Raw genomic sequence first — 13499 nt, 5'->3', positions numbered from 1 at the left:
GCCGCCCATCGCGCCGCCATGGCCGGCGCGAAGCCGATGATCGAGATCCGCGAGGTGCAGAAGCATTACGGGGATTATCACGCCCTGCGCGGCATCGACCTGACCATCCGGGCGGGCGAGTTCTTTTCGCTGCTGGGCCCCTCGGGCTGCGGCAAGACCACGCTTCTGCGCACCATCGCCGGGTTCGAGGACATCTCCTCGGGCGTGGTGTTGATCGACGGGCAGGACATGCAGGACGTGCCGGCGAACCGGCGGCCGACGAACATGGTATTCCAGTCCTATGCCATCTTCCCGCATCTGACCGTGGCCGAGAATGTCGGCTTCGGGCTACGCCGCGATCCGCGCCCGCGCGCCGAGAAGGCGGCGGCGGTCGATGAGGCGCTGGAGATGGTCGGGCTCAAGGGCTATGGCGCCCGCGCCAGCCATGCGCTGTCCGGTGGGCAGCGCCAGCGGGTGGCGCTGGCCCGGGCGCTGATCCTGAAGCCCAAGGTGCTGCTGCTCGATGAGCCGCTTTCGGCGCTGGACCGCAAGATGCGCGAGCAGATGCAGGTCGAGCTGATCAAGCTGCAGCGCCAGGTCGGCATCACCTTCGTTCTGGTCACCCATGATCAGGAAGAGGCGCTGGTCATGTCCGACCGCATCGCGGTGATGTTCGAGGGCCAGATCGCCCAGCTCGACGGGCCCGAGGCGCTTTATGCCCGCCCCACCAGCCGCCGGGTGGCGAATTTCATCGGCGTGATGAACTTCCTGCCGGCGCGGGTGCTGGGCGAGACCGGCGAGGCCGTGCAGATCGAGGCGCCGGGCCTGGGCCGCGTCGATATTCCCCTGGCCAATGTCAGCCGCGCCGATCCGGGCGACGACGGCCCCTCGATCGGCTTCCGGCCCGAGGCGGTCTCGCTGGTGGCGCCCGGCGCGCAGGGCACGAACCGGGTGGCCGAAGGGGTGATCGACGAGGTCGTCTATTACGGCGACATGACCTATTACGACGTGCGGCTGGACGGCTCGGGCTCGTTCGACGGCCAGGCCCGCCCGGTGCGCATCGCCATGCGCAACGTCTTCGGTCGCGAGGTGCAGGATGTCGGCACCCGCGCGAATGTGAGCTGGTCCCCGGGCTCGCTGGTGCTTTTCCGCTGATCCGGCGGGAAGGCGGCCGCGGCATTCCGCCGACCCGGTTTGCGGCCCCGGCTGGGGCGTGCCACAGTCCCGGCACACGCAACAGACGGAGATCGAGATGATCGCACGTTTCGCAATTCTGCCCGCCCTGGCCCTTGGCCTGACCGCAGGCGTCGCCCTGGCGCAAGAAGCGCCTGCCCCGGCCGATCCCGCCGCCCCGGCGACGACCGAGGCGCCGGCCGCCGTGCCCGCGCAGGACGATGGCGCCGCCTATGAAAGCGCGCGCAACCAGCTGGGCGTCCTGGGCTATTGCCAGGAGAAGGGCCATATCGACGGCAAGGCGGTCGAGATCCAGACCAAGCTTCTGGCGATGATCCCGGCGGGCGACGCGGCCCGGGGCGATGCGGCCGAAGCCAAGGGCAAGGAAGGCACCGTCGCGGCCATGGGCGTCGAGCGCACGCTGGCCGATGCCGCGGCCGAGCAGAACACCACCGAAGAGGCGCTGTGCCAGCAGATGGAGGCGCTGCTGCAGCAGCTGGCCTCGCAGGTTCCGGCCTGACGCCTGGCTTTCGGCGGGGGCCAGTCGCTCGGCCCCTGCCTCTGGCCGGTTCCCTCGCCCTTGCGGGAAAGGGAGCCGGCCGTTTTCGTCACAAGGGCGGCAGCGCGGCCTGGACCTTCTTCGGCAGCTTGCCGCGCACCAGCCGGTAGGAATGGCGGATGCGGTGCGCCAGTTCGTCCGGGGCCGAATCGAGCGGCAGGGCGACCCAGCTGCGATGCAGATAGGCCGCGCGCTCGGCCACGCCGGTCTCGATCAGGAATTCGGCCATCTCGACGCTGTCGGTCTTGACCGAGACATGGGTGCCGACGGTGCCGGTCACCGCGAAGGTCTTGCCGCCGATCTTCCAGCAATCATGGCCGCCGCCCCAGGGATCCGACCATTCGGACCCGGGCTGCGCGGCGCAGATCTCGTTGACCAGTTCGCGGCTCATGGCCCGAGTTTTGCAGCCTCTCTTGGCATAGGCAAGACAATGCGTTATGGCGGGCGCATGAAGGCAGGAACCGCCACCATCCGCTGCATCATTACCGGCTGAAATTTCAGGCGGGCGGTTCACGGTGACCAGTTGACGCCCGCAAAGGGGAAGTCATGGTCGAGATCAGGCTGACGAATACCAGGACGCGGCGGAAAGAGACGTTCCGGCCCATCGATCCGCAAAACGTGCGGCTCTATCTCTGCGGGCCGACGGTCTATGACCGGGCGCATCTGGGCAATGCCCGGCCGGTGGTGGTGATCGACGTGCTGGTGCGGCTGCTGCGCCATGCCTACGGCGCGGATCACGTCACCTATGTGCGCAACTTCACCGACGTCGACGACAAGATCAACGCCGCTGCCCTGGCCCGCAAGGAGGCCGGCGCCCTGGGCACGCTGGAGGCGCTGATCCGCGAGCGCACGCAGGAAACCATCGGCTGGTATCATGCCGACATGGATGCGCTGGGGGCGGAGCGTCCGGACCATGAGCCCCGCGCCACCGATTACATCGCCCAGATGATCGCCATGATCGAGACCTTGATCGCCGGCGGCCATGCCTATGCGCGCGACGGCCATGTGCTGTTCCGGGTGCGCAGCTTTGCCGATTACGGCCAGCTCTCGGGGCGTTCGGTCGACGACATGATCGCCGGCGCCCGGGTCGAGGTCGCGCCCTTCAAGGAAGACCCGATGGACTTCGTGCTGTGGAAGCCCTCGGACGACGAACTGCCGGGCTGGGACAGCCCCTGGGGCCGGGGCCGCCCGGGCTGGCATATCGAATGCTCGGCCATGTCCTACGAACTGCTGGGCGAAAGCTTCGACATCCATGCCGGCGGCATCGACCTGCAATTCCCGCATCACGAGAACGAGATCGCGCAAAGCTGCTGCGCCCATCCGCACGGGGATTTCGCCCGCGTCTGGCTGCATAACGAGATGCTGCAGGTCGAGGGCAAGAAGATGTCCAAGTCCCTGGGCAATTTCTTCACCGTCCGCGACCTTCTGGATCAGGGCATCCCGGGCGAGGTGATCCGCTTCGTGCTGCTGTCCACGCATTACCGCAAGCCGATGGACTGGACGGCCGAGAAGGCGCGCGAGGCCGAGGCCGTGCTGCGCAAGTGGCGCGGCCTTGTCGCGGGCATCGACCCCGCGCCAAGCCCGGCCCCCGCCGTCCTCTCCGCGCTTGCCGACGACCTGAATACCGCGGGGGCGATCGCGGCCTTGCACGAGATGGCGGGGCAGGGCGATGCGCCCGGGCTGCTTGCCGGCGCCCGGATGCTGGGGCTGCTGACCGAGGAACTGGCCGGCTGGATCGCTGCAGGTCCCGACCTGTCGCCCTGGGCCGGGCGCATGACGGCCTTGCGGGCCGAGGCCAAGGCCAGCAAGGATTTCTCGGCCGTCGATGCGCTCAAGCAGCGCCTGCTTTCCGCCGGGGTCGAGGTCCGCATGGGGCCGGCCGGGGTCGAGCTTCTGCCCGGCCCGGATTTCGACGCCGCGAAACTGCCCGAATAACCGCATGCCAGCCAGCCGAAAGGGGCCGCCCCGATGACGCGCCAGCGCCTTTACCTTTACGACACCACGCTGCGCGACGGGCAGCAGACCCAGGGCGTGCAGTTTTCCGCCGCCGAGAAGGCCGAGATCGCGCAGATGCTGGACCGGTTGGGCGTGGATTACATCGAGGGCGGCTGGCCGGGCGCCAACCCGACCGACAGCGATTTCTTCGCCCAGGCGCCGGCGACCCGCGCCACCATGACCGCCTTCGGCATGACCAAGCGCGCCGGTCGCTCGGCCGATAACGACGACGTGCTGGCGGCGGTGATGAACGCGGGCACCCGCGCGGTCTGCCTGGTCGGCAAGACGCATCCCTTCCATGTCCGCGAGGCGCTGGGGATCTCGCTGGAGGAGAACCTCGAAAACATCCGCGTCTCGGTCGCGCATCTGGTGGCCCAAGGGCGCGAGGCGCTGTTCGATGCCGAGCATTTCTTCGACGGCCATGCCGAGGACCCGGATTACGCGCTGGCCTGCCTGCATGCGGCGCGGGAGGCGGGCGCGCGCTGGATCGTGCTGTGCGACACCAATGGCGGCACCCTGCCCGAGCGGGTGGGGCAAGTGACCCGTGCGGTGATCGCCGGCGGCATCCCGGGCGAGCGGCTGGGCATCCATTGCCATGACGATACCGGCAATGCCGTGGCCTGCACCCTGGCCGCCGTCGATGCCGGCGCGCGCCAGGTCCAGGGCACGCTGAACGGGTTGGGCGAGCGCTGCGGCAATGCCAGCCTGACCAGCATCATCCCGACCCTGCTGCTGAAGGAGCCCTATCGCTCGGCGCTGGAAACCGGGATTTCGGCCGAGGGGCTGGCTGGCCTGACCCGCATCTCGCGCCGGCTGGACGAGATATTGAACCGCGCGCCCAGCCGCGGCGCGCCCTATGTCGGCAGTTCGGCCTTCGCCCACAAGGCCGGGCTGCATGCCAGCGCCATCCTGAAAAATCCGGCGACCTACGAGCATGTCGATCCGGCCACCGTGGGCAACGAGCGTATCATCCCGATGTCGAACCAGGCCGGGCAGTCGAACCTGCGCGCCCGTCTGGCCGAGGCGGGGATCGAGGTCGGCCGCGACGATCCGGCGCTGGCGCGCATCCTCGATCTGGTCAAGGCGCGCGAGGATGCCGGCTATGCCTATGACGGCGCCCAGGCCAGTTTCGAGCTGCTGGCCCTGGCCGAGCTGGGCCGGATGCAGCACTATTTCTCGGTCGAGCGCTACCGCGTCACCGTCGAGCGGCGCCGGAACGCGCTGGGGCGGCGCATCTCGGTCTCGGAAGCCGTGGTGGTGGTGCAGATCGGTGGTGAGCGCATGCTCTCGGTCAGCGAGAGCATGGATGCCGAGGGGCATGACCGCGGCCCGGTCAACGCGCTGTGGCGGGCGCTGGCCAAGGATCTGGGCCCCTACCAGGCCGCCATCGACGACATGCATCTGGTGGATTTCCGCGTCCGCATCACCGGCGAAGGGGTCGAGGCGACGACGCGGGTCATCATCGACAGCGCCGACGGCCATGGCAACCGCTGGTCCACCGTCGGCGTGTCGCCCAACATCGTCGATGCCAGTTTCGAGGCGCTGGTCGATGCGATCCGCTGGAAGCTGATCCGCGACAGGGTGGCGCCGGCATGAGCCTTGACGACTGCGCCCAGGCATTGCGCGACCACGATCCCGACCGTTTCGGCATCTGCCTGCTGGTGCCGGCCGAGGCGCGGCCGAAGCTCATGTCGCTTTATGCGCTGAACCTGGAACTGGCGCGGGCGCCGCTCGCCTCGGCCGAGCCGCTGATCGCCGAGATGCGGCTGCAATGGTGGATCGAGCGGCTGGAGGAGATCGGCGCCGGCAAGCCGCAAGCGCATGAATTGCTGACGCCGCTGGCCGAAGCCTGGGGGCCGCGCGCTGCCGCCTTCGCCGTGCTGGCCGAAGCCCGCCGCCGGGATGCGGCGCGCGAGCCGCTGGTCGGGCCGGATGCCGTCGCCGGTTATGTGCGGGATACGGCGGTGCCGCTGGCGCAATTCGCGGCCGAGGCCCTGGGCCGGGGTGGCGCCGGGGGCTTCGCGCCCCCGGACCCCCGCGGGATATTTGGGCAAGAAAGAAATGCAGGGCCCGCGGCAAGGGTGGTCGCCGCCCAGGCCGAAGGCGTGGGGCTGGCGCATTGGCTGGCCGCGCTGCCGGCCTTGCAGGGGCTGGGGCTGGGGCTTTGGGATCCCTCGGCCGGGGTGTTGGGGCAGATTGCCGGCCAGGCCCGCGCGAAACTCGCCGAGGCGAAGGCGCAGCGCCGCCATGTGCCGCGCCGGCTGGCGCCGGTGCTGTTTGCTGGCGCGGGGACCCGGGCGGTGCTGCAGGCGGCGCCGCGGGGGATCGAGGCGCTGGCCGGCGCCGGGCCTTCGGAATTCCGCCGCCGGCTTGCGCTTGGCGCCTTTGCGCTGACGCATCGCTGGTGGATATGAAAAGGGCGGCCAGCGGGGCCGCCCTTCGTCATTCGGGTGTCGCGGGGCTCAGCCGCGCAGGATGGATTTCCCGGCATATTCGGCGGCGGCGCCCAGCATTTCCTCGATGCGGATCAGCTGGTTGTATTTCGCCAGCCGGTCCGAGCGCGCAAGCGAGCCGGTCTTGATCTGGCCGCAATTCGTCGCCACGGCCAGGTCGGCGATGGTGGCGTCCTCGGTCTCGCCCGAGCGGTGCGACATCACCGAGGTATAGCGCGCCCGGTCGGCCATGCGCACCGCGTCCAGCGTCTCGGTCAGGGTGCCGATCTGGTTGACCTTGACCAGCAGCGAGTTGCCGCAGCCCTTGGCGATGCCTTCGGCCAGACGCGCCGGGTTGGTCACGAAGAGGTCGTCGCCGACCAGCTGCACCCGGCCGCCCAGCGTGTCGGTCAAGAGCTTCCAGCCGTCCCAGTCGTCCTCGGCGCAGCCGTCCTCGATCGACAGGATCGGGTAGTCGTTGCAGAGCGCCTCAAGGTAGGCGACGTTCTCGGCCGGGGTCAGCGACTTGCCCTCGCCGGCCATCTCGTATTTGCCGCCCTTGAAATATTCGGTCGAGGCGCAGTCCAGCGCCAGCATGATGTCGTCGCCGGGCTGGTAGCCGGCCTTCTCGATGGCCTTGAGGATGAAGTCCAGCGCGTCGCGGGTGCTGGAGAGGTTCGGCGCGAAGCCGCCCTCGTCGCCGACGCCGGTGGCGAGGCCAGCCGAGGACAGTTCCTTCTTCAGCGTGTGGAACACTTCCGAGCCCATGCGCACGGCCTCGCGGATGTTCTCCGCCGCGACCGGCATGATCATGAATTCCTGGATGTCGATCGGGTTGTCGGCATGTTCGCCGCCGTTGATGATGTTCATCATCGGCACCGGCAGCACGCGGGCGCCCGCGCCGCCGACATAGCGGTAGAGCGGCTGCGAGCAGGCCTCGGCCGCGGCCTTGGCCACCGCCAGCGACACGCCCAGGATGGCATTGGCACCCAGCCGGCCCTTGTTCGGGGTGCCGTCCAGCTCGATCATCATGCGGTCGATGGCGACCTGCTCGGTCGCATCCTCGCCGATCAGGTTCTCGGCGATCTCGCCGTTGACGGCGGCGACGGCCTCCAGCACGCCCTTGCCCAGGTAGCGGGCCTTGTCGCCGTCGCGCTTTTCCACCGCCTCATGCGCGCCGGTCGAGGCGCCCGAAGGAACCGCCGCCCGGCCCATGGTGCCGTCTTCCAGCGTCACATCGACCTCGACCGTCGGATTGCCCCGGCTGTCCAGTATCTCGCGCGCGAATATGTCGATGATGGCCGTCATGTCTGCGTCCCTCTTCCTGACAGGTGTTGGCGGCTGTTTAGCCGACGGGGCCGGGACGGGAAAGCGTCATTCTGTCCCGGCAATCCCATCCTGGCCGGGAATGCGCGAGGTGATGCGCGCCGGGTGATAGCCGCAGGGCACCTCCTCATGCGCGTTGACCGCCAGGTCGGCCCAGACCGGCAGATGGTCAGAGGCCTGCCGCGCGGTCTCGTTGTCGAGGACGCCGCAATCCAGCACCTCGATGCTGCGCGAGACGGCGAAGCGGTCATAGCGCAGGCGCGGGAAGGGCGCGGGCCAGCTGGGGCCCGGGGTGACGACGCGCAGCGCCTCCAGCGCCTCGAGCCCGCGCGAATCGTGCCATTCGTTGAAATCGCCGGTCAGCGCCATCCGGTCGTGGCCGATACGCCGGGCCTGGGCGATGATGCGCGACAGCTGCGCGCGGCGCGACGAGCGGATCAGCCCCAGATGCACCGCCACCACCGTCAGCCCCGGCAGGCGCAGCACCAGCGCGCCGCGCGGTTCGATCCCCGGCAGCGGCAGGCGGCGGATCGCCGCCTTGTCGCGCAGTTCCGGCCGCAACAGGATGGTCTGCCCGTGCCAGCCCAGCGAATTCTCGCCGGTGCCGATGAACGGGGCGGGCACCATGCCGGTGGTCTTTTCGATCAGCTTGCGCGGCAGCGCCTCGGGCCGGGCGCCGAAGCGGAAATCCACCTCTTGCAGGGCGATCACGTCGGCGCCCAGTTCGGCGATGACGGCAAGGTTGCGTTCGGGTGCGTGCGGGCCGGTCATGCCGCGGCACTTGTGCAGGTTGTAGCTGGCCAGTCTCAGTTGGTCGGGGCTTTTCGGCATGGGGCCTTTCGCTGCTGCTCAGGTGCCGCAGAAGGTGCGGCGGACGATCTCCTCGGGCGCCGGGGCCAGCGCATAGGGCTGCCATTCCGGCCGGTCCTCGAAGGGCGCGCGCAACGCCGCGTCGAGCGCGTGGAAGGGCGCGTAATCGCCCTCGCGCCCGGCGGCGATGGCTTCCTCGATGCGGTGGTTGCGCGGGATGCGGCGCGGATTGGCGCGGGCCATGACCGCTGCGGCGTCCGGCAGGTCGCGGATGCGCGCCTGCCAGCCCTCGGCCCAGGCGTCGAACTGCTGGGGCGCGGCGAATTCCTCGCGCGCGCGACCGTCCGCCAGCCCGGCGAAGCTGCGGGTGAAATCCGCCTCCTCGGCCGCCATCAGCGTCAAGAGCCGCTCGATCAGCGCGCGATCCTCGGGGCGCGGCGCGGCGATGCCCAGCTTGGCGGCGAAGCGTTTCAGCCATTCGGCCTGATAGAGGTCCGGGAAGCTGTGGACGATGCGCGTCGCCTCGGCCACCGCCGCCTCGTCATTGCCCATCAGCGGCACCAGGCAGCTGGCGAATTGCGCCAGGTTCCAGACCGCGATGTTCGGCTGCTCGTTCCAGGCATAGCGGCCATGGGCGTCGATCGAGCTGAATACCTTGTCGGGCCGGTAGCCGTCCATGAAGGCGCAGGGGCCGTAGTCGATGGTCTCGCCCGAGATCGACATGTTGTCGGTATTCATCACCCCGTGGATGAAGCCGAGCGCCATCCAGCCGGCGATGGTGGCCGCCTGCCGCTCGACCACGCGCTGCAGCAGGTCCGCCGCGCCGGATGCCTCGGGATAGTGCCGGGCGATGACGTGATCGGCCAGCAGCTGCAGCCGCTCGCGGTCGCCGCGGGCGGCGTAGAATTCGAAGGTGCCGACGCGGATATGGCTGGAAGCGACGCGGGTCAGCACCGCGCCGGGCAGCAGCGTCTCGCGGATCACCGTCTCGCCGGTGGTGACGGCGGCCAATGCCCGCGTCGTCGGGATGCCGAAGGCGGCCATGAACTCGCTGACCAGGTATTCGCGCAGCACCGGGCCCAGCCAGGCCCGGCCGTCGCCGCGGCGCGAGAAGGGCGTCGGGCCCGCGCCCTTCAGCTGGATGTCGAAGCGCGCGCCGTCCGGCGCCACCACCTCGCCCAGCAGCACCGCGCGCCCATCGCCCAGCTGCGGCACGAAGCCGCCGAACTGGTGGCCGGCATAGGCCTGGGCGATGGGCTCGGCCCCTTCGGGCAGGTCGTTGCCGGCCAGCATCGCCACCCCTTCGGGTCCGGCAAGCCAATCGGCATCGAGGCCGAGACGCTCGGCCAGCGGCCGGTTCAGCGCCACCAGCTTCGGGTCGCGCACCGGCGTCGGACGGGTGCGGGTGAAGAAACCTTCCGGCAGTCGGGCATAGCTGTTGTCGAAGTGGATCATCGCGCCCTCCATTCGAACATTATCTAGACCCGATTGCCGGAATGTTAAGGGCGGATCGGGTTCAATGCGTCACGCTGCCCGAGAACAGGTTCACGATGACGACACCCGCGACGATCATGGTCAGCCCGACCACCGCCGCGAAATCCAGCCTCTGGCCAAAGACGAAAAGCCCGATCAGCGAGACCAGCACGATCCCCAGCCCGCTCCAGATCGCATAGGCGATGCCCAGCGGCATGGCCCGGAGCGCCAGCGACAGGAAATAGAACGATGCCGCATAGCACAGCCCCATCAGCAGCGTGGGCACCAGCCGGGTGAACTGTTCGCTGCGTTGCAGGAAGGTGGTGCCGACAACCTCCAGGGTGATGGCGGTGAAAAGCGTGGCATAGGTCAGGACCGGCATGGCGTCTCCACAGGTTCGTCGCCGGCCCATCTAGCCAGAGGCACGAGGGAAAGTCACGCCGTCCCGGCAGCGCGCCCTTGAACCGAATGGCCCAAGCGCGTATCCCACCCTCTGCCCCGTTTCCGCCGCAAGGATGCCGCCCCGTGAAATTTCTCGATCTCGCCAAGGTCTATGTCCGCTCGGGCGGCGGGGGCGCGGGCTGCGTGTCCTTCCGCCGCGAGAAATTCATCGAATATGGCGGGCCGGACGGCGGCGACGGCGGCAAGGGCGGCGATGTCTGGGCCGAGGCGGTGGATGGGCTGAACACGCTGATCGACTTCCGCTTCCAGCAGCATTTCTTCGCCAGGTCCGGCGGGCACGGCATGGGCGCACAGCGCACCGGCGCCAGCGGGGACGATATCGTGCTGCGTGTCCCGGTCGGCACCGAGATCCTCGAGGAGGATCAGGAGACGGTGATCGCCGACCTGACCGAGCCCGGACAGCGCGTGCTGCTGGCCCGGGGCGGTAATGGCGGCTTCGGCAACCTGCATTTCAAAAGCTCGACCAACCGGGCGCCGCGCCACGCCAATCCCGGCCAGCCGGGGGTGGAGCGCACGCTGTGGCTGCGGCTGAAGCTGATCGCCGATGCCGGGCTGGTGGGGCTGCCGAATGCCGGGAAATCGACCTTCCTGTCGGCGGTGTCGAACGCCCGGCCCAAGATCGCCGACTATCCCTTCACCACGCTGCACCCGAACCTGGGCGTGGTCGGCGTGGACGGGCATGAATTCGTCATGGCCGACATCCCCGGCCTGATCGAGGGGGCAAGCGAGGGCAGGGGCCTCGGCGATCAGTTCCTGGGCCATGTCGAGCGTTCGCGCGTGCTTCTGCATCTGGTCGACGGCACCGCCGAAGATGTGGCGCAGGACGCCCGCACCATCCTGACCGAGCTTGCGGCCTATTCCCCGGCGCTGGCGGAAAAGCCGCGGGTGACGGCGCTGAACAAGATCGACGCGCTCGACCCCGAGACGCTGGCCGAGCGCAAGGCGGCGCTGGAGGCCGAGATCGGCGGCCCGGTCCTGCTGATGTCCGGCGTCTCGCGCGAAGGCGTGACCGAGGTCCTGCGCGCGCTCTGGGCGCGGATCGCTCCCTCGCGCAAGCCGGCCGAGGATCGGGAAGACAAGCCGTGGCAGCCGTGACGCCGGAACTGGGCCGCGCGCAGCGGCTGGTGGTCAAGATCGGCTCGGCGCTGCTGGTGAACGGCGCGGGGCTGCGCGCCGAATGGCTGCGCGCGCTTTGCGACGACGTGGCCCAGGCGCGGGCGCGGGGCACGGATGTGGTGCTGGTCTCCTCGGGCGCCATCGCGCTGGGGCGGCAGGTGCTGGGCCTGTCCGCCGGCCCCCTGCGGGTCGAACAGTCGCAGGCAGCGGCGGCGGTGGGCCAGATCAAGCTGGCCCGCGCCTATGAGGAGGCGCTGGCCCCGCATGGCGTCAAGACCGCGCAGCTGCTGGTGACGCTGGACGACACCACCGACCGCCGCCGTTACCTCAACAGCCGCGCCACCATGCAGACGCTGCTGGGCCTCGGCGTGGTGCCGATCGTGAACGAGAACGACACCGTGGCCACCGACGAGATCCGCTTCGGCGACAACGACCGGCTGGCGGCGCAGATCGCGGTGACCTGCGGGGCCGACCAGCTCTTGCTGCTGTCGGACGTGGACGGGCTCTATACCGCCAATCCCAAGACCGACCCCTCTGCGCGCCACCTGCCGGTGGTCGAACAGATCACGCCGGAGATCGAGGCCATGGGCGGCGACCCGATCTCGGGCGTCAGCAAGGGCGGCATGAAGACCAAGCTCTTGGCGGCGCGCACGGCGGTGGCGGGCGGCTGCGCCATGGCCATCGCCGAGGGCTCGGTCCTGAACCCGCTCTCGGCCGTCGCGAATGGCGCGCGCGTGACCTGGTTCCTGCCCGATACCGACCCGCAGGCGGCGCGCAAGCGCTGGATCGCGGCGATGAAGCCCAAGGGCGAGATCACCGTCGACGCCGGCGCGGCGCGGGCGCTGGGGCAGGGCAAGTCGCTGCTGCCGGCCGGCGTGGCCGCCGTCTCGGGCCGCTTCGGCCGCGGCGATCCGGTGGTGGTGCAGGACGGCAAGGGCGCGCGTCTGGCCTGCGGCCTCGTGCGCTATTCCTCGACCGAGGCGCGCGCCATCGCCGGCCACCGCAGCGACGAGATCGAGGGCATCCTGGGCTATCCCGGCCGCGCCGCGCTGATCCATCGCGACGACATGGTGGTGTGAGCCCCGTTTTCGCACCAAGCTTGGGCGTCACGGTCGCAGGAGTATTTTGGGAAACGGTGAAGGGCATTGGCGCCGCACCGCTTTTCACCGTTTCCCAAATACTCCTGCGAGTTTTCAGTCCCGGCGGCGTCGCCCCTCACTCGATCGGGCGCGGCTTGGCGAGCGCGTGGCGGCGCTGGAACAGCCCGCGGATCTGCGACATGCGCACGGCGTTCTGGCCCGGCGCGGGCAGGGCCAGAACCGCGTCCCGCAGCAGCGCGATGCCGTCCTCGCTGCGGCCGGGCAGCGACGCGGCCGGGATCGGGGGGCCGATGGTCACGCGGAAGGGCTGGCCCGCCTTGTTCAGCACCTCGTTGAACAGCGTCACGTCGCGCAGCGTCGGGTGGATCGCGTCGAGCAGGTAGAACAGCGCCGAGTTCCGGGCGCGGATGCGCAGCGGGATGATCGGCGCGTCGAACTTCTTCGCGATCATTGCCGCGCTGGCCATCCAGGGCCGTTCGTGCAGCGTCAGGCCGCGGCGCTTGGCCAGCCGGCCCGAGGGAAAGATCAGGCCGATCCGCCCGCGTCCCAGCGCCTCGCGCGTGTAATCCATGGTGGCGCGGGTCTTGGCGTGGCTGCGCTTTTCGACGCGCCATTCCACCGGGGCGATCAGGCTGTCGAATTGCGGCAGGATGCGCAGGATGTCGTGATTGGCATAGACGAACAGGTCGTCGCGCACCGCCGCGATCACCGCGTTCAGCATGATGCCGTCGGCGATGCCGGTCGGGTGGTTCGAGACGATCAGCGCCGGGCCGGTGGCCGGGATATGCTCGAGTCCCTCGACCCGCAGGTCGCGCAGGATCAGCGCGGCAATGCGGCGCATGACCTCGTCCGTCGGCAGGTCGCGGTATTCGGCCGCCAGGTCCAGCGTGCGCGGATAGCGCAGGAGCCACATCAGCGCCCGACGCGCCAGAGCGTGGTGCCTCCGGCCCGAAAAAAGCCAGGGCGCCCGCTCGGCAATCAGCGGATCGAGACGGCGTTTCATGTCCTCGCGGGCATCCATGGGGCCAGTATTGCCGCGCCCGCCGGATACCCGCAAGGGTGGTTCGACCGGGG

The 13499-nt window shown here is 69.5% G+C and carries 13 protein-coding genes; 7 read left to right on the top strand and 6 right to left on the bottom strand.

The window, feature by feature from the left end:
* Window positions 1-36: 36 nt before the first annotated feature.
* Window positions 37-1134, top strand: coding sequence for an ABC transporter ATP-binding protein (locus tag LOS78_RS04740; RefSeq protein WP_230376970.1), 1098 nt, complete (start codon window positions 37-39; stop codon window positions 1132-1134).
* Window positions 1135-1231: 97 nt separating this feature from the next.
* Entirely contained in the window at window positions 1232-1672 is a 441-nt protein-coding gene (locus LOS78_RS04735) for a pore-forming ESAT-6 family protein (protein WP_028711217.1), read from the top strand.
* 88 nt (window positions 1673-1760) lie between these two features.
* Here LOS78_RS04735 and LOS78_RS04730 read toward each other — a convergent pair whose 3' ends face one another.
* Window positions 1761-2102, bottom strand: a complete 342-nt coding sequence (locus LOS78_RS04730; RefSeq protein WP_028711216.1) for an MmcQ/YjbR family DNA-binding protein — start codon at window positions 2100-2102, stop codon at window positions 1761-1763.
* 155 nt (window positions 2103-2257) lie between these two features.
* Between LOS78_RS04730 and cysS the strand changes: the two genes are divergently transcribed.
* From cysS to LOS78_RS04715, 3 genes are read left to right on the top strand one after another with little or no spacing between them, the layout of a single operon-like run.
* Complete coding sequence (cysS, locus tag LOS78_RS04725; RefSeq protein ID WP_230375823.1) at window positions 2258-3646, top strand: cysteine--tRNA ligase; 1389 nt, start codon at window positions 2258-2260, stop codon at window positions 3644-3646.
* Between the two features lie 33 nt (window positions 3647-3679).
* The gene (gene cimA / locus LOS78_RS04720) at window positions 3680-5302 is read left to right on the top strand and encodes a citramalate synthase (RefSeq protein WP_230375822.1); all 1623 of its coding nucleotides are present in this window, start codon (window positions 3680-3682) and stop codon (window positions 5300-5302) included.
* Window positions 5299-6120 carry a squalene/phytoene synthase family protein gene (locus LOS78_RS04715; protein WP_230375821.1) on the top strand — a complete coding sequence of 274 codons (822 nt, stop codon included), beginning with the start codon at window positions 5299-5301 and terminating at the stop codon, window positions 6118-6120. The genes cimA and LOS78_RS04715 overlap by 4 nt, the downstream gene beginning before the upstream one ends.
* Window positions 6121-6168: 48 nt before the next feature.
* Here the strand turns inward: LOS78_RS04715 and eno are convergent, their stop codons facing one another.
* The 4 genes from eno to LOS78_RS04695 all read right to left on the bottom strand — a co-directional run bounded on the left by eno (window position 6169) and on the right by LOS78_RS04695 (window position 10129).
* Entirely contained in the window at window positions 6169-7446 is a 1278-nt protein-coding gene (gene eno, locus LOS78_RS04710) for a phosphopyruvate hydratase (protein WP_230375820.1), read from the bottom strand.
* 66 nt (window positions 7447-7512) lie between these two features.
* Window positions 7513-8295, bottom strand: a complete 783-nt coding sequence (locus LOS78_RS04705) for an endonuclease/exonuclease/phosphatase family protein (RefSeq protein WP_028711212.1) — start codon at window positions 8293-8295, stop codon at window positions 7513-7515.
* 18 nt (window positions 8296-8313) lie between these two features.
* Entirely contained in the window at window positions 8314-9729 is a 1416-nt protein-coding gene (locus LOS78_RS04700; protein ID WP_230375818.1) for a YdiU family protein, read from the bottom strand.
* 61 nt (window positions 9730-9790) lie between these two features.
* On the bottom strand, window positions 9791-10129 hold the full coding sequence (locus LOS78_RS04695; protein WP_028711210.1) for a multidrug efflux SMR transporter: 339 nt from the start codon (window positions 10127-10129) through the stop codon (window positions 9791-9793).
* A gap of 143 nt (window positions 10130-10272) precedes the next feature.
* Between LOS78_RS04695 and obgE the strand changes: the two genes are divergently transcribed.
* Together obgE and proB are read left to right on the top strand one after the other, a co-directional pair.
* Window positions 10273-11304 carry a GTPase ObgE gene (obgE, locus tag LOS78_RS04690; RefSeq protein WP_230375817.1) on the top strand — a complete coding sequence of 344 codons (1032 nt, stop codon included), beginning with the start codon at window positions 10273-10275 and terminating at the stop codon, window positions 11302-11304.
* Window positions 11292-12404: a glutamate 5-kinase gene (gene proB / locus LOS78_RS04685; protein ID WP_230375811.1), complete on the top strand. Its 1113-nt coding sequence runs from the start codon at window positions 11292-11294 to the stop codon at window positions 12402-12404. Before obgE ends, proB begins: the two co-directional genes overlap by 13 nt.
* Before the next feature lie 136 nt (window positions 12405-12540).
* Here proB and LOS78_RS04680 read toward each other — a convergent pair whose 3' ends face one another.
* On the bottom strand, window positions 12541-13428 hold the full coding sequence (locus LOS78_RS04680; protein WP_371824695.1) for a 1-acyl-sn-glycerol-3-phosphate acyltransferase: 888 nt from the start codon (window positions 13426-13428) through the stop codon (window positions 12541-12543).
* Between the last annotated feature and the right edge of the window lie 71 nt (window positions 13429-13499).

The sequence above is a fragment of the Paracoccus sp. MA genome (genome assembly GCF_020990385.1).
GTDB lineage: Bacteria > Pseudomonadota > Alphaproteobacteria > Rhodobacterales > Rhodobacteraceae > Paracoccus.
Note: the sequence above shows the minus strand (reverse complement) of the source record. Positions and strands in the feature narration are given on the sequence as shown.